Origin of the sequence: Enteroscipio rubneri, from assembly GCF_963929405.1 — a bacterium.
GTDB classification, from domain to species: Bacteria; Actinomycetota; Coriobacteriia; order Coriobacteriales; family Eggerthellaceae; genus Enteroscipio; species Enteroscipio rubneri.
Genome location: NZ_CAWVIN010000002.1, coordinates 246,639 through 268,858, shown reverse-complemented (window position 1 = coordinate 268,858; position 22,220 = coordinate 246,639). Strand labels below are relative to the sequence as shown.

Genomic DNA, 22,220 nt, shown 5'->3' with positions numbered 1-22,220 from the left:
TTACGACTAGCCGAACAACAGACCGAGATCGGTGTCGTCGTCCACGACGTCGTAGCGCTTTGCGTCCCAAATTTCGAAGTAGCCCGTGTTGCCAACGACGACGACGTCCTTGTCGATGCCCACCGCCTCGCGCTGCTCAGCCGAGAGCATGATGCGGCCCGACGCGTCGATGGACACGTCGGCCGCCCGCGACTTGAGCTTGCGACGCAGACGTAGATGCAGATCGTTCGTATCGTCGAACTCGCCGAACTTATCCTTGAACACCTTGGTCACCCACGCATTGAAGCCCTGGGGCTCGAACACGTAGAGGCACTCGTCCTTCGGATTGCGGGTTACCACCAAATCCGTCGAAAGAACCTTGCGGAATGTCGAGGGAAGCGACATACGGCCTTTGGCGTCCACCTTATGGCGGTACGCGCTGTTGAGATCGACGATCTTTTCGGTCTCTTCGGCCAAGGCCTTCCTTCCCGCCGCGTCCCACACGGCCTTTCGATGTTTGGAATTCTATCCCACTTCGCCCCACTTCGCAACATAATATGCGATTTCAGCCCCATTTCAACCTATCGGAAACCCCTTCGTTTTCTCGCCGTTGCAAGGTACGTCGGGTTTGCTCAAGCACATCCGGCAACATGTAGACAGAAACGCGATAGAAGGGCACAACATGTGGGATTGTGCGCGTTCCACCACCGCCGAGCGAGAAGTTATGCGAAAAGTGTGTCTGTACGCTCGACCCGGCAATCGCACCGCCGGCCGGCACATCCGCCGAGGAGCTCGACAGCAAATCCATAGCCGTCCTCATCCGCTTTTTGCACAGCATCCGCCGATCTACCCGCCCCTGGCTCAGAGCGCCGCTCGTCCCAGGCAGCCTGATAGGACGGATCGATACACGAGCATTCGAGACACTGCACGCCGAGGTTCGCGAGCGCGGCTTCCTGCCATGGAAAGAGGGGTGGGTTTGCATGGGCCTCGAGTTTTGCATCGCTCTGCAAGGGCACGAAGCTTCGTTCAGTCGTAAGCTCGTAGATATCTTGCGACGAAATCCCAGGTCGGATTTTCGGCTTTGGAGAAACACGCCGAAAGCCCCCGCTTGAAGATCGCAAAACTCGAGAACCCTGCATTTTTGAGGCTTTCCAATGACAGAGAGGTGCAAAGCTCAAAGACTTTGCGGAAAGCACCTCGGCTGCCCCTTGCCGATATGCGGCGCAGGAACCTGAACAGCGCGCACCGACGTCAGGCGCGGGGATGCGCGCCCAGATATTCCTTGCGGATGTGCGAGCGGTTCACGTGCGTGTATATCTGGGTCGTAGAAATGTCCGAGTGGCCGAGTATTTCCTGGATGACGCGCAGATCGGCGCCGCCTTCCAACAGATGGGTAGCAAAGGAGTGGCGCAGCGTATGGGGATGGAGGTTCGCTATCCCGATCGTCCGGCCAGCATCGGCGACGATGGCGTGCATGCCCTGTCGCGTGAGGCGGCCGCCGCGCGCGTTCAGGAACACAGCCGCCGTTGGCTTTGCGAAGGGCTTCGCAAGCGCGGGCCTGGCCTGCTCGAGATACACGACGAGCGCACGCAAAGCGGCGCCTGCTATCGGAGCGATGCGCTCCTTGCCGCCCTTGCCCACGACGCGCAGGTATCCCTCGTCGAGCATCGTATCGCTCATATCGAGCCCGGAGCATTCGCTCACGCGCAGGCCGCATCCGTACATGACCTCCAGAATCGCGCGATCGCGCAATGGCGCAGGCCCCGGTTCGAGCGGCTGCGACAACATCTCGTCGACCTGCTCGACAGATAGGACGTCAGGCAAGCGATCGGGCGTTTTAGGGAGCGGTAGCGTATCGGCGGGATTGCGGCGGGTATAGCCTTCTCGCACGAGAAATCGATGGAATCCCTTGAGTACCGAGATTCGGCGCTCGATACTGGAAGCAGCATAGCCGCGCGAAAACAGGTCGGCCTCGAAGGAGGCGACCGTGCCGCGTTCGATCTCGTCGACGCCCGAGATACCCTTCCCCTTCAGGAATGCAGTGTAATCCCGCAGGTCGTTCGCGTACGCCTCCACGGTGAGCGGAGAGCTGCCGCGTTCTATGCGCAGATAGTCGAGGTATTCTCGAACCAACTCATCCATTCGCCATCCTCGTTGCAATACTATGAAGCACATGCCTCATGTCATGTCTGATCCGGTCGAACCGTCCATACCCTCCTAGCATAGCACGACTGAACGGCGGGTGCACCGCCGCGACATGCCCTCCGGCTTTACAGCGTCGAGGCCGAGACGCAGCGCCCTTGTCTCCCCGGCATCCTCCTGCTCGGCCATGAGATCGATCATCGGGAAAGCGGCTCGGCGTCGAACTCGGTCGACGTCGAGCCGGACATGCCAGCTACGTGCTGCGAAAACTCGCACTCAGCAGCCTGCAACCCCAGGCAGACGGCCTAAACGGTACGCCGCTATCGCGATATAAGGGCAGCAGCGATATGCTCGGAAAGCCGCCACTTGAGAGCGCATATGAGCGCCTACTGGGTCGTCTTTTCGTAAAAGACCATTCCCGACCTCGAAGAGGTGCCCGACGCGATGCGAAAGTAGGCTATAATCTAACGGTTGCATCGAGCCGTCCGCGTCGCAGGCGGCTCTTCCGTTTGCTTCGGACACCAATGCGTCCGCAAGCAGGCTCGTCCACGCCGAGAAAGGTTCGCCTCCATGCGCATCGGATTCGACAACGACAAGTACATCGCATTGCAAGCGGAGCATATCCGCAACCGCATCGACCAGTTCGGCGGCAAGCTCTACTTGGAGTTCGGCGGCAAGCTATTCGACGACTACCATGCTTCGCGCGTGCTGCCCGGCTTCGAGCCCGATACCAAGATCCGCATGCTGAAGAACCTCATCGACGACGTCGAGATCATCGTCGCCATCAACGCCAATGACATTGAGAAAAGCAAGGTGCGCGGCGATTTAGGCATCACCTATGACGACGACGTGCTGCGCCTCATGGACATCTTCCGCAGCATGGGTTTTCTGGTGGGCAGCATCGTCATAACCCACTATGCCAACCAACCCGCCGCCGACGCGTTCCGACATCGGCTGGACAGTCTCGGCATCACAAGCCGGTTGCACTACCCCATCGCCGGCTACCCTTACGACATCGATCATATCGTCAGCGACGAAGGGTACGGGAAGAACGAGTTCGTCGAGACGAGCCGCCCGCTCGTTGTTGTCACTGCTCCCGGCCCCGGATCGGGCAAGATGGCCACCTGCCTCTCGCAACTCTACCACGAGCACAAGCGAGGGGTGACCGCCGGCTACGCCAAGTACGAGACGTTCCCCGTATGGAACCTGCCGTTGAAGCACCCCGTAAACGTGGCCTACGAGGCCGCCACGGTCGATCTTGACGATGCGAACATCATCGATCCGTTCCATTTGGAGGCTTACGGGCAGACCACGGTCAACTACAATCGCGACGTGGAGATTTTCCCCGTGCTCAAAGCCATGATGGAGCGTATTTCAGGTTCGAGCCCCTACCAATCCCCCACCGACATGGGCGTGAACATGGCGGGCTCGGCTATCGTCGACGACGAGGTGGTATGCGACGCGGCCCGCATGGAAATCGTGCGCCGTTACTTCCAGACCGCCGTCGAGGTAAAGCGCACCGGCGTCGGACACGCACAGGTGGAGAAACTCGAATTGCTCATGAACCAAGCCGGCGTGAACGCAAGTTTATCCCCTGCGCGCAGCGCCGCCCTACTGAAGGAGGAGATGACCGGACGTCCCGCCGGCGCGATGGTGCTGCCGAACGGCGCGGTGGTGACCGGCAAAACTTCGACGCTTCTGGGCGCGGCATCCTCGCTCATGATGAACGCGCTCAAAGGCGTGGCGGGCGTAGACGACGGCATCGACGTCATCAGCGACAACGCCATCGAGCCCATCTGTCGGCTCAAGACCGAGCGGCTTCACAGCAAAAACCCGCGTCTGCATTCCGACGAGACGCTCATCGCGTTGTCCATCAGCTCGGCAACCGACCCTTTGGCCGCACAGCTCATCGAACATGTGGACGACCTGCGCGGATGCGACGCATTCTTCTCCGTCATCATCTCATCGACCGATGAGAAGCTCTACCGCACATTGGGCATCAACGTCTGCTGCGAGCCGAAGTACGAACAGCACCGCTACTACCACAAGTAGAGCGCCGGAAAAAGCCCCGAATCGAAAGAGGGTGCCCGTTTTATGCGGGCACCCTCTTTTAGCGGCTGCTGCAACGAATGCCGCCGAGCGCTACGGCCGGCGAACGAACACCATGCCGCTCTGCACAGAGCTCACCTTCACGACGTCGCCCGTGCGGGGAGCGTGGATCATCTGGCCGCCTCCGATGTAGATACCAGTGTGTTGGCGCGAGGAAGTGTGGATGACACATACGTCGCCGGGCTGGGGGTTGCTCACACGCGGCCAGCCAATAAACGTGCCGGTGGTCCCCAAACGCGAGTAGCTGCCGGTGAGCGCATAGCTCACAAGACCGGAACAGTCGTAGGAGTTCGGACCCGAAGCGCCCCAGGAGTAGGGTTTGCCGAGCTGGCTGTATGCGCGGTCAACCACGGCGTTGCCGGTAGAGGGATTGTAGGACGGACCGGACGAGCCTCCGCCGCCGTTCGAGTTGCCGCCCGAATTGGCGTTGTTGTTACCACTCGATCCGCCGTTGTTCGTGCTGGCGCCGCCGTTGTTCGATCCGTTGTTGCCGGAAGCGCCGGCGTTATCGCTCTCGGCCGCCTGAGCAGCCGCTGCAAGCACGGCTTCGGCCTGCGCCGCTGCAGCGGCCTCTTCGGCGGCGCGCTCCTGTTCCAGAAGCTCGGCGGCCTCAGCACTCAGGCTGTCGTAGGTGGCCTGCATGGACGCGACCGTGGACGCGGCCTCCTCCTCGATGCGCTTGGCTTCGTCGGCCTTTTCCTGGGCGACGCGCGCCTGCTCTTCGTAGACCGCCTTCTCGTCTTCAACCTCGGCGCGCAGGTCCTTGGTCTGCTGCACCATCTCTGCGTCGCTCTCGTTGATCTGGGCCAGCATGTCCCAGTTGGTGGCGAAGGCCTGGAAGCTCGTGGAGCCCAGCAGCAGGTCGAGCATCGAGGAGCTACCCGAGCGGTACATGGTGCGGGCCCGGTCGCCCAGATGCTCCTGCATCTCGGATATCTGCCCGTTCAGCTCGTCGATGCGCGTTTGGGCGGCATCGCGGCTGTCTTCGGCCTCCTGCTGCTCGGAGAGCGCAGAGAAGTGGTTGTTGGAAGCCTGGTCGAGCTTGTCCTGCATCGCGTTCAGCGAAGCCAGAGCAGCATCAGCTTCGGCGCGCTTGTCTGCGGCCGTGGGTTCGGCTATCGCAATCGCAGGCGAGCTGAAAGCGAGGGGGACCGCCAACAGGGCGGAGAGCGTAAGGCAGAGAAAGGCCTTGAAAGTGCGTTGCGCGTTTCGTGTCATGTTTGCACCTTTTCGATACTTCGTTGCGATTGGGCGGTTGAAGTTGCTTCAGCATACCAACCGAAGCTCGCTTTGACAAACGATATGGGAAAGCTCCACAGGGCAGGCTCGAAAAAAGCGGAATAGTCATCGCCGCGTTTACGTAACGACGGCGAGTCGACTCATCGGAGCCGGCTTGCATCCATACCCGCTCCCACGCGGCACGAGGACGCCCCGCTCGGACGCCCTCGCAGCACCGCACGCTGGCAGCTTGGTTACGGCTGACGCACGAAAATCATGCCGCTGTGCACGGGTCCGACCTTCACGACGTCGCCCGTGCGCGGGGCGTGGATCATCTGGCCGCCGCCGATGTAGATACCGCAGTGATGGTCATTCGTGCAGATGTCGCCCGGCTGAGGATCGCTTACGCGTGGCCAGGACATGAACGTGTAGGTGGTGCCCACACGCGAGTAGCCTCCCGTGAGCGCATACCCGACAAGACCGGAGCAGTCGAAGGAGTTCGGACCCGTGGCACCCCAGACGTAGGGTTTGCCGAGTTGGCTGTACGCACGATCGACGATGGCGTTGCCAGTGGAGGGAACGTACGACGGCGCGCCGCCACCCCCGCCGCCCCCGCGGTTGGTATTGGCTGCAGCGGCCTCCCGTGCCGCAGCTTCGACGGCAGCGGCGGCAGCCGCAGCGCGAGCGGCCTCTTCGGCGGCGCGCTCCTGTTCCAGAAGCTCGGCGGCCTCAGCACTCAGGCTGTCGTAGGTGGCCTGCATGGACGCGACCGTGGACGCGGCCTCCTCCTCGATGCGCTTGGCTTCGTCGGCCTTTTCCTGGGCGACGCGCGCCTGCTCTTCGTAGACCGCCTTCTCGTCTTCAACCTCGGCGCGCAGGTCCTTGGTCTGCTGCACCATCTCTGCGTCGCTCTCGTTGATCTGGGCCAGCATGTCCCAGTTGGTGGCGAAGGCCTGGAAGCTCGTGGAGCCCAGCAGCAGGTCGAGCATCGAGGAGCTACCCGAGCGGTACATGGTGCGGGCCCGGTCGCCCAGATGCTCCTGCATCTCGGATATCTGCCCGTTCAGCTCGTCGATGCGCGTTTGGGCGGCATCGCGGCTGTCTTCGGCCTCCTGCTGCTCGGAGAGCGCCTGGCCGTAATCGGCCGAGGCTTGATCGAGCTGCTCCTGCATGGCGTTCAGCGAGGCGAGGGCAGCCTCGGCCTCGGCCTGTTTCTCGGCAGCTGTCACGGCATGTGCCGACGTCGGAGAACCGAAGGCGACAGGAACAGCCAGCATGAGGGAAAGGAGAAGGCAGACGGCCGCCTTTGATGTGCGTTGTACGTTTCGAGTCATGTTTGCACCTTTTCAATACTTCGTATTCAGAAAAGCAACCGTATCATAGCAATCGAGTGCACGGTCGACAAACGATTCGAGAAAGCTCCATAAGAGCCCATCCGACTTACCGAAGCGATTCGGTGAGGGATCGATCGCAAACGCATGGCATGGAACCCGCTGGGAACGGGCGCCTTCGCTCCCTGAAACAGCGAAGGCGCCCGTACGGACGCCTTCGGATCATTCGTCAAAACAGAGGGCTCGCTAGGGCCGCACGTAGATCATGTCGCTGTGGACCGCGCTGACTTTCACAACATCCCCCGTCTGGGGAGCGTGGATCATCTGACCTCCGCCGATGTAGACGCCGCAGTGGTGATCGTTCGTGCAGATGTCGCCCGGCTGGGGATTGCTCACCTGACGAAGCCCCATGAGCGAGCCGGTGGTGTACACATGGGAATAGCTGCCGGTGAGTGCGTAGCTCACGAGACCCGAGCAGTCGTAGGAGTTCGGCCCGGCAGCACCCCACGCATAGGGCTTGCCGAGTTGGCTGTACGCGCGGTCGACGATCGCATTGCCCGTTGAGGGTACGTAGGGCGGCTCGCTTGCGCCGTTGTTGCCATCGCTATTTGAGTTCGCGCCCCCATTGCTGCTGCCACGTGAGCTATCGTTCGTTGCCGCATCGGCAGCGGCGGCGACCGCAGCGCGAGCGGCCTCTTCGGCGGCGCGCTCCTGTTCCAGAAGCTCGGCGGCCTCAGCACTCAGGCTGTCGTAGGTGGCCTGCATGGACGCGACCGTGGACGCTGCCTCCTCCTCGATGCGCTTGGCTTCGTCGGCCTTTTCCTGGGCGACGCGCGCCTGCTCGGCGAAGACAGCCTCCTGCTCCTCGACCTCGGCGCGCAGATCTTTGGTCTGCTGGACGAGGTCGGCGTCCTCAGAGTTGATCTGCGTGAGAAGATCCCAGTTGGTAGCGAAGGCCTGGAAGCTCGTGGAGCCCAGCAGCAGGTCGAGCATCGAGGAGCTGCCCGAGCGGTACATGCTGCGAGCGCGGCTGCCCAAACGATCCTGCAAGTCGGCTATCTGGCCGTTCGCCTCGTCGATGCGCTCTTGTGCTGCATCGCGGCTCTTTTCAGCCTCCTCCTGCTCGGAAAGCGCTGTGAAGTAGTTGTTGGATGCACGATCGAGCTGTTCCTGCATGGTGTTGAGGGAAGCGAGAACCGCTTCGGCTTCTGCTCGCTTCTCCGCCGAGGTGGGATCGGCGAACGCCGTGGCCGGCACCATGAGCGAAACCGCCAAAACCACCGCCGTGAATCCTGCCAACGCGCCTTTGCCGTATGCGAACCGAGCCTGTTGCATGCGAGAACCTCCACTTATGCTGAGACAGACGTAAACAGTGAATCCAAGTGTACCAGAATGCCCCGCGAAGCCAGCCAATGCGGACCAGATCGCTACGGGAACACCACACTCCTAGCGTCAGTCGGCAGCACCTGCACGGTCGAAGCCTTCATCGACAATACGGCCTTCCCCATCGGCGGCGGACGTTGCAAGCTGGTCGCATCGCTCGTTCTCCGGATGGCCTGCATGTCCTTTCACCCATACGAATTCCACGCGGTGAGGAGCCTTCGCGGCCAGCAGCCGCTTCCACAGATCGATGTTTTTTACAGGTTCCTTCTTCGCATTCTTCCATCCGCGCCTGAGCCATCCGTCCACCCAATGCTGGTTGAAGGCGTTCACCACGTACTGCGAATCAGAATAGAGCGTAACCTCGCACGGCGCTTTGAGGACCTCGAGGGCCGCAATGGCGCCCAATAGCTCCATTCGGTTGTTGGTGGTGCATTCGTACCCCTGCGAGAGCTCCTTGACGTGCAGGTTTCCGTTACCGTCGACGTACTGCAGCACCGCGCCGTAGCCGCCGGGACCCGGGTTGCCGCGCGCGGCGCCATCCGTATATATGGTCACGTCCATGTCAGGATCCTTTCGCAGGGAGACGCCCGTCATGATATCACAGCGCGCGGCACTGATAGCCTCCCTGGATGCGAACGTACGCGATGCGGCAAGGTCACACCTCGAAACGATCCACGAAGTGCAGGATGATGGCGGCGGATGTAGGCGTGCAGCGCTCCCCATCGAGCCGCCGCTTGCATACCGGGATACCGCGAGCGAGGATGGCGGCGGTAGCCGGAGCTGGCACGGACAGCTCTCCGTGAGCACAGCGCACCGTCCCTTTTCCCGCTTGCACGGCCGTCGCCACGATCTTTTCAGGTTCCACCGCCTCGACAGCTAGGCAGATGCCAAGCGCATTGCGGATAGCCGCGCCTTCGCCCACCTCATGGAAGTGCGTCGAGTCGACATCGCAGCCATGCGCGGCGGCCTCGGCTTCAGCGAGGATGCGGTAGATGCCGCGCAGATCATCCTTCACGCGCTCGCTCGCGTCAAGCGCATCGATGACGGCGAGCACTGCCGCAAGATTGCGATGATGCCCTTCGGGGACAACGGCGGCATCCCACTTCGCCTTCACCGCCGTACGCTCGTCATCGGGAAGCGCTGCAAACGTTGCTTGCAGCAGGGCATCCCTCGTCGCCCATTCCTGCAAATCCCAGTACAGAACCGTCATGACGTCCTCGCTTTCGCATGATTGACCATGTGCGCCTGGTAGCCTGCGCCGAACCCGTTGTCGATGTTAACGACGGATACGCCCGATGCGCACGAGTTGAGCATGGCCAGCAATGCCGCCACGCCCCCGAAGCTCGCTCCATAGCCGACGCTCGTCGGCACGGCGATAACCGGGCACGCTGCCATACCGCCCACAACGCTTGCCAGCGCCCCTTCCATGCCGGCGACGGCCACGACCACGTTTGCCGCCGCAATGTCTTCGGCATGAGCGAGCAGCCGATGGATGCCAGCAACGCCCACGTCGTAGAGACGCACCACGTCGTTGCCGAGCATCTCCGCAGTTACTGCAGCCTCCTCGGCAACCGCCAGATCGCTCGTTCCCGCCGCCGCCACGACAACGGTTCCGTTGCCGTCGGGCTCGGGAGCTTCTCCCAGGATGCCAAGACGCGGCAGTGTGCGGTACTCGAAGACAGGCAGGTCCGAGCCGTCCGGGCTCGCATGCATATTCCCGTCTTCTCCAGGGGTGCCTCCGTCAGAAAACGCCCCGTCTTCGCCGGAGCAAAGGGCGACGCCCTGTCCAACGAGCAAACGCTCGACCCCTTCGGCCTTGTCCGCCTCGAGCCTTGTGACGAGCACGCGATGCTGTCCGCCCTCCAAAAGCGCGCGGCACACGCCCGCTATCTGCTCAGCCGTCTTTCCGGCGCCGTACACGACTTCCGACACGCCTTGCCGCACACCCCGATGGGTGTCGACTTTCGCATACCCAAGATCCTCGAAAGGCGCAACGCGCAGCGCCCGTTCCGCCTCTTCGATCGAGGCCTGCCCCGTCGCGACCCGCTCCAGCAGGCCGCGCAGCTGCCGCTGCTCCATGCAAGCTCCCTTCATCGTCTTTTCCGCAACCGGGCGATACTTCGAACCCCGTTCGCATCATTGAACCACGTGGAGCGTACTCCAAGTCAAGTGCCTTTGCGCCGCCCATTGAAAAAGCCGCACGGCACCGACCCTCGCACAGCAAGGGCGCGTCATGGGGGTCGAGGCAGGACACAAAAAGGCCCCGGAGGGCGCCGAAGCGCTCATCCGGGGCCGTTCATCCCGCCAATCATGCAGCAAGCGGGATGGGCAGTACGTGAACTCGACTAGTCGAGATTCGTGCCGGCGATCCAGTCGTCGTACTCGATACGGCCGTTGTGCTTCTCGAGCTCGCGGGCGATCGTGATGCGCTGAACGGTCGGGGCGCCTTCCTCGAGCCACATGGCGCGGCAGTCGCGGTAGAGACGCTCGGTCTCGCCGAACGGGGCATCCTCGAAGTAGCCGTCGCCGCCGTAGATCTCAAGCATCTCGTCGGACACGAGGCGCGTGCAGTCGATCGAGAACAGCTTGCACATGGCAGCCTTCTCGGCGATGTACTCGCCGTTGGGATCCTTGTCGTAATCCGTGGCAAAGTCCATGACCATGCAGCGCAGGGCATGCGTCATCATGGCCATGTTGGCCAGCTTCACGCGGATAGCCTGGCGCTTGATGATCGGCTTGCCGAAGGTCACGCGAGCACGGGCACGAGCGATGCTGATCTCGAGCATGCGCTGGCACATACCGAGGTTGGAGTCGGCGATGTGCACGCGGGAGATGGCGAGGGAGTGCATAGCCACTTCCATGCCCTGGCCCTCTTTACCGAGGAGGTACTTCGGGGACAGCGTGACGTTGGTCATCTTGAAGCCTGCATGGCCAGCGCCGCGGCAGCCCATCATGTGGGGCATCGGCACGAGTTCGAAGCCGGGGGCATCCATCGGCACGAAGAAGGCGGACAGACGCTCGTCGCCGGTCTTCTCGGGATCGGTCACAGCGATGACGTACGCGAACTGAGCAACGTCGGTGTGGGAGATGAGCCACTTCTCGCCGTTGATGACGTAGTCGCCATTCTCATTCTTGATAGCCGTGGTGTGCAGGTCGGCGCCAGTGCCGCCGGTCTGCTCGGTCAGCGCGAAGACCGTGAAGATGGTCTTGTCGGCGAACTTGTCCATGTACTCGGCCTTGAGCTCAGGGCAGCCGTAGTCGTCGAGGATGCGCCAGTTCAGGTCGGCCGCGTAGTGCAGGTGCATGCGCATGCCGCCGGGGCCACGGGAGAACTCCTCCTGAACCTGCAGGATCTCACGCTCGGACAGGCCCCATCCGCCGTACTCCTCGGGAAGAGCGTAACGGTACAGGTTGTTCTCGATGCAGAGATCGATGAACTCCTGCGGGAACTTGTTCGTAACCTCGACTTCCTTCTGCATCTCCTCGAAGGGACCTTCGGCGAGCGCGCGGACAGTCTTCAGATAGTCGCGAAACTCCTCTTTGGATAACTTGCTCATTCATCCTCCTTTATGTCGGACCCCGACAGATGATTTGGGCCGTACCGCCTACCATCGGCAGCACTCGTAACCCGTCTGTTCGCATTTTGCACCCTAATCGTATAATTTGTCCAATAGGAAATCATCGTCATTTTTTTCGGATTGCATAGTTTATTCCTATGGGTCGATGGTGTGAGGTGGCGAGAGCCCGTGTGCGGCCACGGTGGATAACGCGTTGCAGAAACCTATATAATACCTGTTCAATACTATTTTTATCAGTGGTTTTCTGCTTTGGTCGAACAACGCTTCGCCGCGTCATCGATAGCGCCAGCCTATGAGTCGGACGTTGATTGGCCGAAAAGAACCTATTGGACATGATGGCGATTATGGGTGCAAACTTACGATAGCAATACTCATATTCGCGTATCTATGCGCGGATGGAGAGAGCGACGAGACGAAACCGGCGCTGGGGCGTAGGAAGCGTCCTGCAGCCGGGCCAAGGAAGGAGCAGGCAGCATGGATTTTAGCCTAACCGACGAGCAGCAGCTACTCGTGGAGTCCCTGCAGGAGTACGCTGAGCGCTACTTCGACGATCAGTCCGTTATGGACATGTACGAGGCGCACCAAGTGCCCGCCGAGGCTCAGGACGCCTACCGCGACGCCGGGTTCCCGTTCATGGGCCTTCCCGAAGAGGTCGGCGGCATCCCCACCGACCACGTGACGCTCGGCCTGATGACCGAGAAGCTCTACGAGTTTACCGGCGCCATGACTCCGTTCATGACCGGCATGCTTGCCTGCGCGGACCTCGCCGAGTTCGGCACCCCCGAGCAGGCCGCCGTCATCATGGAGGAGTATGAGAAGTCCGGCCAGTCCGTCGCCGCTCTCTGCCTTTCCGAGCCCGCTGCCGGCTCCGACAACATGGGCATGACCTGCGTCACGAAGAAGCAGGCCGACGGCTCCTTTATCCTGAGCGGGCAGAAGACCTGGGTGACCAACGGCGCCGACGTTCCCTATCTCATCGTCATCGCCAAGGACGAGGACGCGTCCCGCGACAATACCAAGATGTCCCTGTGGCTTGTCAAGCGCGAGACCCCCGGTATTTCCACCGCCCATCTCACCAAGATCGGCCAGCACACCGTGCCGTTCGTAGAAGTGTACTTCGACGACGTCGTGGTCACCGAAGACCAGCGCATCGGCGAAGCTGGCGCCGGCTGGCTTCTGCTCATGAAGAACTTCGAGTTCGAGCGTTGCCTGGTCGTTGCCCAGGGCCTCGGCCTGGCGCAGGCCGCTCAAAACGATGCGGTCAAGTACGCCAAGGAGCGCATCGCCTTCAACAAGCCGATCATCACGAATCCCCGCGTTCAGGATCTGATCGAGGAGAACGAGATCATCCTGCAGCAGACCCGTCATTGGCTGTACTACTGCCTCTGGAAGCTCGACCAGGGCGAGTCCATCAACGCGGACATCGCAATGCTGAAGTCTTGGGGGACCCGCGCGCATGTCCAGCTCGCCGACAACGCGATCGAGATCTTCGGCGGCCTCGGCTACACCGAAGAGGTTCGCGTCGGCCGCATTTGGCGCGACTTGCGCGGCAACATGCTCGCCGGCGGTACCTGCGAGGTCATGGACTATATCGCGGGCCGCGCCATCCCGAAGTGGTACGCCGACTAACCTTTGCTCCATTCGCCCATGCCGCTCGCCCGCTGCCAAAAGTGGACGGGCGGCATGGGTGTTGCCAGGACCTCTCTTGTCGTACAATGGGCGAGGAGGCACAATCAAGCAAGTCCGGTACATCGACCAGAAAGGACACGACCATGAACATTGCTGTAGCGGTGAAAGTGGTGCCTGACGATCAGGACATCACCGTCGCCCCCGATCGGTCTCTCGACAGCTCGAAGGCGCATCAGATTGCGAGCGAGTACGATCTTAACGCCATCGAGGCAGCGGCCCAGCTGGCCGAGGCCGAAGGTGCGCGACTCGTCGCCATCAGCGCGAGCAACGCCAAGGCCGGCGACATGAAGGTGCGCAAGAGCATCCTCTCCCGCGGCCCTGAGGAGCTCCTCATGATCGCCGACGACGCCTATGCGTTCGCCGATTCCCGCACCACCGCCAAGGCCCTTGCCAAGCTCGTGGGCGACGTCGAAGGCGGCGTTGACCTCGTTGTGTGCGGCGACGGCTCGGCCGACATGTATGCAGGCCAGGTGAACGTGCAGCTGGCCTCGGTGCTTGGTGTGCCTTGCATCAACTCCGTCACCGCCATGCGCATGGAGAACGGTGCGCTCGTCGTCGAGCGCACGCTCGACGACGTGGTCGAGGAGATCGAAGTCGCGCTTCCCGCCGTCGTCGGCGTCTCTCCCGACATCGCTCTGCCCCGCATCGCCGGCATGCGCGAGATTCTTGCCGCCGGCAAGAAGCCTGCGACGGTCAACGACGCAGCTGCGGCCGGCGTGGACACGAACGGCACCGTGGAGATCGACAGCGTTGTCGCTCCTGAGCTTGCTGACCGCAAGCGCGAGATATTCGACACAAAGAACGACGGCGATCTCGACGCGTTCATCGACGCGGTCGCTGGCGTCATTCGATAGGCCAACGAGGACCAGAAAGGGCGCATCATTATGAAAGCATTTGTCATTGCAGAAGCGGCCGAAGCGCAGAAGGATCTGTGCGCGGGTGCCCGCACGCTCGCCGACGAGGTCGTGCTCGTCTCCATCGGCGACGCTCCTCAGACCGGCGTTGCCGATAAGGCCTACCACATCGCTCTTCCCGAGGGCGAGCTGTACGAGAACGCCACGGATACCGTCATCGCACTGTTCGACGAGGTCGCTCCCGAGATCGTGCTCGTCGAGACCACCCCGCGCCTGAAGATCGTCGGCGGCCGCCTTGCCGCCCATGCCGACACGAGCGTGATCAACGACGTCGCCGCCTTCGACGGCGACGCAGCCGAGAGCCTGTACTTCGGCGGCTTGGCCACCATGAAGCGCCGTCCCGCCGGCTCCGTGCGCATCTACTCCACGAACGGCTCTATGTTCTCCGAGGCCGAAGCTTCGGGTACCGACGCGGTCGAAGAGCGTGAGTTTGTTCCGGCTTCCAACCCGCTCAAGCTGCGCGGCAAGCGCGAGGTTGTGCAGGAGGGTGCCGATATCGGACGTGCGCCCATCGTCGTGGGCGCCGGCCGCGGCTTCGCCAAGGAAGAGGACCTCGATCTGGCCCGTTCGCTGGCCGCCGCCGTGCGCGGCGAGATTGCCTGCTCCCGTCCCATCGCCGAGAACGAGAAGTGGCTCCCCAAGAGCCTTTACATTGGCGTGTCCGGCCGTGTGATTTCCCCCAAGGTGTACTTTGCCGTGGGCATCTCCGGCCAGATGCAGCACATGGTGGGCGTGACCGGAGCCGACACGATTATCGCCATCAACAAGGACGCGAACGCCCCCGTCTTCAAGCAGGCCGACTATGGCCTGGTGGCCGACCTGCAGGAAGTCCTGCCGGTTCTCACCGAGAAGCTGGCGTAAGCGCAGAGCACTGGATTCCAATCCAAGATCGAAGAAGCGCGCCTTCGGGCGCGCTTCTTTCATGTCCAGCTTCATACGGGTTGCGGTTCGAGCTTCTACGCTGCGCAGAAGCTTCTCGACCAATTTTCACATTTGTACGGTTTTGCCTAACGGCGTAGACCATCCTCACCCCTATAATGTATGCGGGCGTTCTGACGTTTGCCGAGGAGGGGTTGATGAATCTTTCGCAGCTGTACTACTTTAAAAAGCTCGCCGAGCTCCAGCACTATGCCAAGGCTGCCAAAGAGCTCTACATCACCCAGCCCTCCCTTTCAAACGCCATCAGCTCGCTTGAGAACGAACTCGGCGTGTCCTTGTTTCAGAAGACGGGACGCAATATCCACCTTACGAAATACGGCGTGGAATTCCTCGATTATGTGACGGCCGGCCTCGAACAGATAGACAAAGGCGTGGCCATGATGAAGAGCTACACGGGCTGCGGGGACGGGGGCAAGATTGACCTCGGATGCATCATCACCGTGCAGACCAACTACATCCCAAAGCTGATCAGCAACTACAAGGCAACGATCAGCTCGGACGTACAATTCACGGTACGGGAAGATGCATCGGCATCGCTCATCGGGGATCTCAAGCGCGGCCTTTACGACGTGGTGTTCTGCGCTCACTGCGAGACTGATCCGGACATATGGTATACGCCTGTGCTCACCCAGAGGCTCGTCGTAGCCATGAGCTCCGACTGTCCGCTTGCCTCGAAGGAGTTTCTTGTTCCCGAGGATCTGGCCGACCAGCGTCTCATCACCTACAGCGATGCCATCCCCATCGGCAAAGCCGTGAAAAAGATGTTAGATGATCGCGGCATGAGTCACGCTGAGTACGCGTATCAGGACGAGACGATTTTGGCGGGCTTTGCCGTAAACGGCGTCGAGGTGGCGCTCATGCTGGACACGTTCTTCCTCCGCAGCGTCGAGAACGCCGAAGTTCGCCCCCTCTACAACAATGCAGACGAACGCAAAGGTTTCTATCATCGGATATACCTGGGATACAGCACGAAGAACTACCATCCATACTGCGTCGACCATTTCATCCAATACGTGACCAACGAGAAGCAGCTACCCGCATCCGACGAGGGCGCTATCTACATCGACTAGGCTTGCCGCAATCGTCTGTTCGGCGACGCTCCGAAGGGCTGCTGCGTTCGCATGAACCTTGCGCATACGGTGCGCCGAAGCTCGAACGCAAACTGTATTGTCGTTGGCATGGATGAACGGCGTCAGCCGTTCCATGAAAGAACCCCTAAAGTCACAACCGGCCTTATTGAAACCAGTCCGAATGTAGGGGTTCGCCCCAGCGAGGGATCTTTTCGATCTCAGACGGTAAGTTCTTCGAGCGAGACGGCGTTAGAAGCCGGTCCTCTTTCTCCTGACACAGGTTCCGTGGGCGCCTCCTCGCCAGATTCGCCAGTATCTCCGTCGGATGACTCGCCTTCGTCGGTTCCCTCCTCGGCTCCCTCGTCGGAGGTTTTCGAAGCTGCTGGGGTGGTTGCGCCCGCCGTGAGGGGCAGCGTCGAAAGATCCAGCGTCGTGCCTAGCCATTTCGTCTCAATGAGCGAGACGACGCCATTGCCGGAAAGCGCCGCAAGCGCATCGGAAATGGCCTGCTTGAGATCGGAATTCGTGTCGAGCACGCCAATGCAATACCCGCTCGGCTGCTGCATAAGCGCCACGATCTGCACCTCGTCGTCAGCGGTGTGCGCCGCATACGTGCCGATGATGGCATCCGAAGCGACATACTGGACCTGACCCGATTCAAGCGAGGAGAACGCGCTCTGCAGATCGCTCGTCGTCACGATGTTTCCCTGATCGAACTCGTTCGTGACAGCCCAGGCGCTCTTCGAAGACACCTGCGCGGCAATCGATGGCTGCGACTCGTTTGTGGGCACCGTTGTGTTTCCCGGCGTCGAGAACAGGACGATCGCTGTGGGCAGATAGGTGTCGGACATCCAAAACGACGCATCCGTACCGGACTTGTCGACACCCATGACGATATCCACCGTACCCCCGTCAAGCGCCGCTTGGGCATCGGTACCGACATCCACGAGCTCAAGCTTCAGCCCGAAGCTATCGGCGAGGTACGCCGCAATATCGACGTCGAGGCCCACAATGTTCTGCGACGAGGTGGACACGCCGGCAAGCGGTTGGTTCTGGGTGTTGACGCCGACGCGCAGAACGCCGTCTTTGCCAATAGCTGGCGACGCGAGCGTAGGCGACTTCTCCGGCGGCGTGTACTCCTCCTGCGATGCACAGCCCGCCATGACGGCGAGCAGACATGCGACGCACGCGACCGCCAGGCAGCGGGTCGCAAGCTTGGTAAAGCGCTTCATATGCGATGAGCCTCCATCTGATTGCTTCTCATAACGCCTCTTCCGACTGACCTAGTCTTTGCCCCCACACTCGCGCACCGGGGTCGAGCTTGCACCCGGTACCCTCTCGTCCGGCGCAGCCATGTGCCGCGCAAGGTAGCGGACGGTGCGACTTACCTCTAGGATGCGCCATGATCGTCGCGCTGAAAAGCGCGGCTTACGTGGGTCCTTTCGACCGCATCTGCCGTGGACTGAGGTTGTGAAACCCGCAACTACAGACTCGAAAGAAGCGACAAACAGTGTAGCAGATCATGAAAAGCCCTGGAACAAGGCGCGCATAATATGCTGAATCGACGGCATGCGAGAAGTAGAGAAAACGGTTTGGAATGCAAAGCCGAATACGACGATTGGCGATCGAGCTCGTCCGGACGGAGATTCGACCGGCACGACGCGCGCGCCGAAACGAGGTGGAGTCGATGCGATACTCGTGCTGGAACGACGTTGGAATGCCGCTCGGTCGGAGCTTACTCGGCAGCACGGCGGTCGTTGGTTTCTATCGGGTGGGCATCGACTCGCGCTCGACCGACGGCAAGGTTTCCGCTGGAGGGCCCATGGTAGGCTCGATCCATGGAGCATCAGACTGTCACAACGCAGCGCGTCCCCTGCAATGCCTATCGAAGCGAGCCTCGCGGCCCGCGGAAACGAGCACGGGATAGCGGAGGTGCCGGATGCTGGGAGCGCGCTTTCGAACGTGCGCTTGCTTACGGGGAAGCTGCGGGCACCGCCCTGGCCGAAACGCTTTGGCCCACGCGCTGCGCGGTTTGCGACACGCCGGGCGAGGCAGTCTGCCAAGCATGCCTTCGATCCCTCCCCTACCTTGACTGGTGGCGCGCATGTCCTCGCTGCGGGGCGCCGTTCGGGCGCGTGCAGTGCAGCGAATGCAACCCTGTGACGATGGCCGCTCTGGATCGGCACGAGCTTCCGTTCGATGCATGCGCGAGCGCCGTTGTGTACAATGACGCGACCGCACGCATCGTGCGCGCATGGAAGGATGCAGGAGAGCGCAGGCTCGTCGAAACCTTGGCCGACCTCATGGCCTCGGTCACGGCGCCATCCTGGCGCGCCGAGCGGCCGACAATCGTTCCCGTGCCAGCGACGGCTGCGGCGCTGCGCAGGCGAGGCTTCGATCATGGAGCGGACCTCGCCCGCGCACTAGCCGAGCGCCTAAGCCTTGACGAGATTCCGCTGCTGGCTCGACCTCGCTCCTTCGACCAGCGCTCATTGGCGCGAAGCGGGCGCATTAAAAACATGGAGAACCGCTTCAAACCCCTTCCAGGGGCACGCGCGCCAGCATCTGTTTTGATCGTGGACGATGTCTATACGACCGGCGCGACACTGTTCGCCGCCTCGGAAGCCGCACGGGCTGCGGGCGCGCGGCAGGTACGCTGCGTCACGTTTGCCCGCGTATGGTAAAGCTACCGATGCCCGGTGTACGAAAAAAAGCTACATTGTGCGACGGCTCTTGCTTTGGGCTTGCGAGGCGTCGAGAGAGAGTTCGGCCACATCCACCGAAATGCTGTGGCGAATAGGTTTCCAATTGCACTTCTTCACGAGGGCCACAAGGGCGATGGGAATATAGGTGATCATGAACACGGGGAAGGTGAACATGTACAACACCTTCTTACCCGTGGTCGAGCGGATGGAGTCCCACTCGACGAAGGTGGTGAGCACGCCGAACATAAACATGAACACAACGTAGTTCATCAGGCAGAAGAAGATGGACGACAGCGACGAGGCCACCATGACACCCGTTGACATGGCCCCGGTAAGACCAAGGAACACGATGATACCGTTAAAGACAACCGAGACGATGGTGAGCAGCATGCCCGGCGCAATGGTCATGAGCATATCGTAACAGGCGAAACGCGCGCCCTTCGGGTTGGTGGCCACGCCTTTCACCAGACGGGCGCCATAGTGCCAGAACACCTGATAGAAACCTTTGGCCCAACGAAAGCGCTGGTTCCACGAGTCGCGAAACGTGATCGGCTGCTCGTCGTACAGGATGGCCGTGGGCGTATAGCTGATACGCACGCCCTCGAGAATGCTGTTCGCCGAGAACTCGATGTCCTCGGTCAAGAGATGCCACTTCCAACCACCATGCTTCTCGATGATGTCGGCGGCAATGAAGAAGCCCGTGCCCGATACCGCACAGCTTGTGTTCAGCGTAAGGCGCGCTTGGTTCAGGAACTTGGCTTCGCGCAGGAACCATACGGCGTAGCCAGCGGAGATCCAGTTCGAGTCGTAGTTCTTGGAGTTGCGATAGCTGGTGGAAGCCTTCGCGCCGCTATCGAAGGTCTTGTTCATCTCGCGGAAGTAGTTCACGTCGAGCACATTATCGGCATCGAACACGAAGTAGGCTTCGTAGCCACGGTCGGCGTACTGTTCGCGGATGACCTGGAAACCGTAGTCAAGAGCGTAGCCCTTCCCCACTTCTTTATCGTTCGTGCGCGGAAACACGATGGCGCCGGCCTCGCGGGCCACATCGGCCGTGTCGTCGGTGCAGTTGTCTGCGATCACGAACACGTCGATGAGTTCCTGGGGATAGTTCTGCACCCTGATGGAGTGGATGAGATCCGCGATGACGGCGCCTTCGTTACGGGCCGACACAACCACGGCAAATTTGTGGTTCTTCTTGGCCGTGCGCTCTTTGGGCTTGCGCGTGAGCACGACGAACACATAGTACAGCTGATAGGTGTAGCAACATGTAAACGTGAGGAATACGCAGAAGTTGAAGATGTCGACAAACGATATCTGCGAGAAAAACTGGTCCAGCACCTTTGCTCCTTTGTCGGGCCGCTCCGCGCTTCAGCGGCCGTACCATCGCACACCCATCTATGGGCGGCGCTCGCCCCCTTGCAGCAGTTTGCGTTTCGACTGGGGTTTTCCGAAATGCCACACATGTGCGGCATGACTCACCGCCCGTGATGCATTTCAAGCTTGGGTGATTATAGCCGCTGGCAAGCCCGATGGGGCAACAACTAGCTCGTCCGTTACCGTTTCTTCTGGTTTTACCTGGATAAAACACCGGTTTTCACAAAGGTTCTACATATGAACTTCATAACCACTCGTGCTCGCACCGTTCCCGAATAGGTCCATACTATCGTACAATGTCGAACACTCTTTCATTCGAATCACCGCACAGGGAGGCAGCATGCCCGAGAACTACGACATCAAAGACATCGCGCTGGCCGACGAGGGCCTTGCCCGCATCATGTGGGCCGACCGCGACATGCCCGTGCTCGCGTCCATCCGCGAGCGCTTCGAGCGCGAGAAGCCGCTCGCGGGCGTGCGCATCGGCGCCTGCATGCACGTGACCACCGAGACGGCGAACCTCATGCGCGCACTCACGGCCTCCGGCGCGCACGTCACGCTGTGCGCTTCGAACCCGCTGTCCACCCAGGACGATACCGCAGCCTCGCTCGTGCGCGATTTCGGCATCGACGTGTTCGCCGTCGCCGGCGAGGATGCCGACACCTACAACCGCCATATCGAGGCCGTCATCGCCACCGACCCGCAGATCATCATGGACGACGGCGCCGACCTCGACACGGCGCTGCACACGAAGTTCACCGACAAGCTGGCGCACGTGGTGGGCGGCACCGAGGAGACCACCACCGGCGTCGTGCGCCTCATGTCCATGGCCGCCGAGGGCACGCTCGCCTACCCCGTGTTCAACATCAACGACGCCAACACCAAGCACTGCTTCGACAACCACTACGGCACCGGCCAGTCCACGCTCGACGGCATCATCCGCGCCACGAACCGCCTCATGTGCGGGCGCACCATCGTCATCTCGGGCTACGGCTACTGCGGAAGCGGCCTGGCGCTGCGCGCGAAGGGCATGGGCATGCGCGTGATCGTGTGCGAGGTGAACCCGCTGAAGGCGCTCGAGGCGCACATGGAGGGCTACGAGGTGATGCCCGCGGCCGAGGCGGCGCGCTTCGCCGACGTGTGGGTTACCGTGACGGGCAACTGCAAGGTGGTGGACGCGCCCGCCTTCGAGAACATGAAGGACGGCGCCATCGTCTGCAACTCCGGGCACTTCGACTCCGAGATCAACCTGGTGTGGCTCGAGGAGCACGCGGTGAAGAAGGAGGAGATCAAGCCGCTCGTAGAGGAGTACACGCTGGCCGACGGCCGCACGGTCGTCGTGCTGGCGCAGGGGCGCCTCGTGAACCTGTCGTGCGCCGAGGGCCATCCTGCATCCGTGATGGACATGAGCTTCGCGAATCAGGCGCTGGCCGCCGAGTACCTGTTCCAGCACGCGGGAGAGCTGGAGAACAAGGTGTACGACGTGCCAGCCGCCATCGACGACGGCGTGGCCCGCGTGAAGCTAGAGACGCTCGGCGTCGAGATCGACGAGCTCACCGAGGAGCAGATCGCGTACATGAGCAGCTGGAATTTCGAGACGCTGTAAGGCGCCTTCTCCATACGCCTCTTTTGCACCGTTGAATATTCCGCTTTCCACCCTCCCTCCGAACGGCTGGGGGGTCTCCTTTATTCGGAAAGAATGAGAGTTGCATGCGCGCCTCGAACCAAGCCATGCCGTTCGACTATCGCCGAACGGCAACGATCGCAAGTTGAATCAAGCGCGAGC

19 protein-coding genes and 1 pseudogene are annotated in these 22,220 nt (G+C 61.3%); 8 read left to right on the top strand and 12 right to left on the bottom strand.

The features are described 5' to 3' along the window. Positions 1 to 6: 6 nt before the first annotated feature. The 3 genes from ABGT83_RS04545 to xerD form a co-directional block, all read right to left on the bottom strand. On the bottom strand, positions 7 to 456 hold the full coding sequence (locus ABGT83_RS04545; RefSeq protein WP_103265357.1) for a division/cell wall cluster transcriptional repressor MraZ: 450 nt from the start codon (positions 454 to 456) through the stop codon (positions 7 to 9). A gap of 88 nt (positions 457 to 544) precedes the next feature. Further along, entirely contained in the window at positions 545 to 787 is a 243-nt protein-coding gene (locus tag ABGT83_RS04540) for a hypothetical protein (protein WP_346686168.1), read from the bottom strand. Positions 788 to 1,230: 443 nt separating this feature from the next. Further along, on the bottom strand, positions 1,231 to 2,121 hold the full coding sequence (gene xerD / locus ABGT83_RS04535) for a site-specific tyrosine recombinase XerD (RefSeq protein WP_103265359.1): 891 nt from the start codon (positions 2,119 to 2,121) through the stop codon (positions 1,231 to 1,233). A gap of 570 nt (positions 2,122 to 2,691) precedes the next feature. Between xerD and ABGT83_RS04530 the strand changes: the two genes are divergently transcribed. After that, complete coding sequence (locus ABGT83_RS04530; RefSeq protein WP_103265360.1) at positions 2,692 to 4,173, top strand: DUF1846 domain-containing protein; 1,482 nt, start codon at positions 2,692 to 2,694, stop codon at positions 4,171 to 4,173. Positions 4,174 to 4,263: 90 nt separating this feature from the next. Here ABGT83_RS04530 and ABGT83_RS04525 read toward each other — a convergent pair whose 3' ends face one another. The 7 genes from ABGT83_RS04525 to ABGT83_RS04495 all read right to left on the bottom strand — a co-directional run bounded on the left by ABGT83_RS04525 (position 4,264) and on the right by ABGT83_RS04495 (position 11,719). Continuing rightward, positions 4,264 to 5,448 (bottom strand): coiled-coil domain-containing protein, encoded by a 1,185-nt coding sequence (locus ABGT83_RS04525; RefSeq protein WP_346686167.1) that lies wholly within the window; start codon positions 5,446 to 5,448, stop codon positions 4,264 to 4,266. A 254-nt stretch (positions 5,449 to 5,702) separates the two neighbouring features. Continuing rightward, positions 5,703 to 6,782 carry a coiled-coil domain-containing protein gene (locus tag ABGT83_RS04520; RefSeq protein ID WP_346686166.1) on the bottom strand — a complete coding sequence of 360 codons (1,080 nt, stop codon included), beginning with the start codon at positions 6,780 to 6,782 and terminating at the stop codon, positions 5,703 to 5,705. 243 nt (positions 6,783 to 7,025) lie between these two features. Continuing rightward, positions 7,026 to 8,114, bottom strand: coding sequence for a coiled-coil domain-containing protein (locus tag ABGT83_RS04515; RefSeq protein WP_346686165.1), 1,089 nt, complete (start codon positions 8,112 to 8,114; stop codon positions 7,026 to 7,028). Between the two features lie 117 nt (positions 8,115 to 8,231). Continuing rightward, the gene (gene rnhA, locus ABGT83_RS04510) at positions 8,232 to 8,723 is read right to left on the bottom strand and encodes a ribonuclease HI (RefSeq protein WP_346686164.1); all 492 of its coding nucleotides are present in this window, start codon (positions 8,721 to 8,723) and stop codon (positions 8,232 to 8,234) included. Between the two features lie 94 nt (positions 8,724 to 8,817). Beyond that, on the bottom strand, positions 8,818 to 9,372 hold the full coding sequence (larC, locus tag ABGT83_RS04505; RefSeq protein WP_346686162.1) for a nickel insertion protein: 555 nt from the start codon (positions 9,370 to 9,372) through the stop codon (positions 8,818 to 8,820). Continuing rightward, positions 9,369 to 10,241 (bottom strand): nickel pincer cofactor biosynthesis protein LarB, encoded by an 873-nt coding sequence (gene larB, locus ABGT83_RS04500; protein WP_346686161.1) that lies wholly within the window; start codon positions 10,239 to 10,241, stop codon positions 9,369 to 9,371. The genes larC and larB overlap by 4 nt, the downstream gene beginning before the upstream one ends. A gap of 266 nt (positions 10,242 to 10,507) precedes the next feature. After that, positions 10,508 to 11,719, bottom strand: coding sequence for an acyl-CoA dehydrogenase family protein (locus ABGT83_RS04495; RefSeq protein WP_103265367.1), 1,212 nt, complete (start codon positions 11,717 to 11,719; stop codon positions 10,508 to 10,510). Positions 11,720 to 12,214: 495 nt separating this feature from the next. On the opposite strand from ABGT83_RS04495, the gene ABGT83_RS04490 reads away from it, so the two are divergent. The 4 genes from ABGT83_RS04490 (at position 12,215) to ABGT83_RS04475 (ending at position 16,352) form a co-directional block, all read left to right on the top strand. Then, positions 12,215 to 13,369, top strand: coding sequence for an acyl-CoA dehydrogenase family protein (locus ABGT83_RS04490; RefSeq protein ID WP_103265368.1), 1,155 nt, complete (start codon positions 12,215 to 12,217; stop codon positions 13,367 to 13,369). A gap of 143 nt (positions 13,370 to 13,512) precedes the next feature. Then, positions 13,513 to 14,283, top strand: a complete 771-nt coding sequence (locus tag ABGT83_RS04485; RefSeq protein ID WP_103265369.1) for an electron transfer flavoprotein — start codon at positions 13,513 to 13,515, stop codon at positions 14,281 to 14,283. Between the two features lie 30 nt (positions 14,284 to 14,313). Continuing rightward, the gene (locus ABGT83_RS04480) at positions 14,314 to 15,204 is read left to right on the top strand and encodes an electron transfer flavoprotein subunit alpha/FixB family protein (protein WP_103265370.1); all 891 of its coding nucleotides are present in this window, start codon (positions 14,314 to 14,316) and stop codon (positions 15,202 to 15,204) included. Positions 15,205 to 15,419: 215 nt separating this feature from the next. Continuing rightward, on the top strand, positions 15,420 to 16,352 hold the full coding sequence (locus tag ABGT83_RS04475; RefSeq protein WP_346686160.1) for a LysR family transcriptional regulator: 933 nt from the start codon (positions 15,420 to 15,422) through the stop codon (positions 16,350 to 16,352). A 218-nt stretch (positions 16,353 to 16,570) separates the two neighbouring features. On the opposite strand, the gene ABGT83_RS04470 is transcribed toward ABGT83_RS04475, so the two are convergent. Continuing rightward, entirely contained in the window at positions 16,571 to 17,584 is a 1,014-nt protein-coding gene (locus ABGT83_RS04470) for a substrate-binding periplasmic protein (RefSeq protein ID WP_103265372.1), read from the bottom strand. Between the two features lie 606 nt (positions 17,585 to 18,190). On the opposite strand from ABGT83_RS04470, the pseudogene ABGT83_RS04465 reads away from it, so the two are divergent. Next, positions 18,191 to 18,493: pseudogene (locus tag ABGT83_RS04465) on the top strand (double zinc ribbon domain-containing protein); the annotation flags it as partial. Between the two features lie 24 nt (positions 18,494 to 18,517). Further along, positions 18,518 to 19,036 carry a ComF family protein gene (locus ABGT83_RS04460; protein ID WP_239926552.1) on the top strand — a complete coding sequence of 173 codons (519 nt, stop codon included), beginning with the start codon at positions 18,518 to 18,520 and terminating at the stop codon, positions 19,034 to 19,036. 30 nt (positions 19,037 to 19,066) lie between these two features. Here the strand turns inward: ABGT83_RS04460 and ABGT83_RS04455 are convergent, their stop codons facing one another. After that, positions 19,067 to 20,398, bottom strand: coding sequence for a glycosyltransferase family 2 protein (locus tag ABGT83_RS04455; protein ID WP_346686158.1), 1,332 nt, complete (start codon positions 20,396 to 20,398; stop codon positions 19,067 to 19,069). 376 nt (positions 20,399 to 20,774) lie between these two features. On the opposite strand from ABGT83_RS04455, the gene ahcY reads away from it, so the two are divergent. Next, complete coding sequence (ahcY, locus tag ABGT83_RS04450; protein ID WP_346686156.1) at positions 20,775 to 22,040, top strand: adenosylhomocysteinase; 1,266 nt, start codon at positions 20,775 to 20,777, stop codon at positions 22,038 to 22,040. Positions 22,041 to 22,220: the final 180 nt, after the last annotated feature.

Excerpts from the sequence above, each read along its gene's own strand:
- rnhA (WP_346686164.1), bottom strand. The coding sequence starts at position 8,723 with ATGGACGTGACCATATATACGGATGGCGCCGCGCGCGGCAACCCGGGT.
- ABGT83_RS04480 (WP_103265370.1), top strand. The coding sequence starts at position 14,314 with ATGAAAGCATTTGTCATTGCAGAAGCGGCCGAAGCGCAGAAGGATCTG.
- ABGT83_RS04525 (WP_346686167.1), bottom strand. The coding sequence starts at position 5,448 with ATGACACGAAACGCGCAACGCACTTTCAAGGCCTTTCTCTGCCTTACG.
- larB (WP_346686161.1), bottom strand. The coding sequence starts at position 10,241 with ATGGAGCAGCGGCAGCTGCGCGGCCTGCTGGAGCGGGTCGCGACGGGG.
- xerD (WP_103265359.1), bottom strand. The coding sequence starts at position 2,121 with ATGGATGAGTTGGTTCGAGAATACCTCGACTATCTGCGCATAGAACGC.
- ABGT83_RS04520 (WP_346686166.1), bottom strand. The coding sequence starts at position 6,782 with ATGACTCGAAACGTACAACGCACATCAAAGGCGGCCGTCTGCCTTCTC.
- ABGT83_RS04475 (WP_346686160.1), top strand. The coding sequence starts at position 15,420 with ATGAATCTTTCGCAGCTGTACTACTTTAAAAAGCTCGCCGAGCTCCAG.
- ABGT83_RS04495 (WP_103265367.1), bottom strand. The coding sequence starts at position 11,719 with ATGAGCAAGTTATCCAAAGAGGAGTTTCGCGACTATCTGAAGACTGTC.
- ABGT83_RS04460 (WP_239926552.1), top strand. The coding sequence starts at position 18,518 with ATGGCCGCTCTGGATCGGCACGAGCTTCCGTTCGATGCATGCGCGAGC.
- ABGT83_RS04485 (WP_103265369.1), top strand. The coding sequence starts at position 13,513 with ATGAACATTGCTGTAGCGGTGAAAGTGGTGCCTGACGATCAGGACATC.
- ABGT83_RS04490 (WP_103265368.1), top strand. The coding sequence starts at position 12,215 with ATGGATTTTAGCCTAACCGACGAGCAGCAGCTACTCGTGGAGTCCCTG.
- ABGT83_RS04530 (WP_103265360.1), top strand. The coding sequence starts at position 2,692 with ATGCGCATCGGATTCGACAACGACAAGTACATCGCATTGCAAGCGGAG.
- ABGT83_RS04470 (WP_103265372.1), bottom strand. The coding sequence starts at position 17,584 with ATGAAGCGCTTTACCAAGCTTGCGACCCGCTGCCTGGCGGTCGCGTGC.
- ABGT83_RS04540 (WP_346686168.1), bottom strand. The coding sequence starts at position 787 with ATGGATTTGCTGTCGAGCTCCTCGGCGGATGTGCCGGCCGGCGGTGCG.
- larC (WP_346686162.1), bottom strand. The coding sequence starts at position 9,372 with ATGACGGTTCTGTACTGGGATTTGCAGGAATGGGCGACGAGGGATGCC.
- ahcY (WP_346686156.1), top strand. The coding sequence starts at position 20,775 with ATGCCCGAGAACTACGACATCAAAGACATCGCGCTGGCCGACGAGGGC.
- ABGT83_RS04515 (WP_346686165.1), bottom strand. The coding sequence starts at position 8,114 with ATGCAACAGGCTCGGTTCGCATACGGCAAAGGCGCGTTGGCAGGATTC.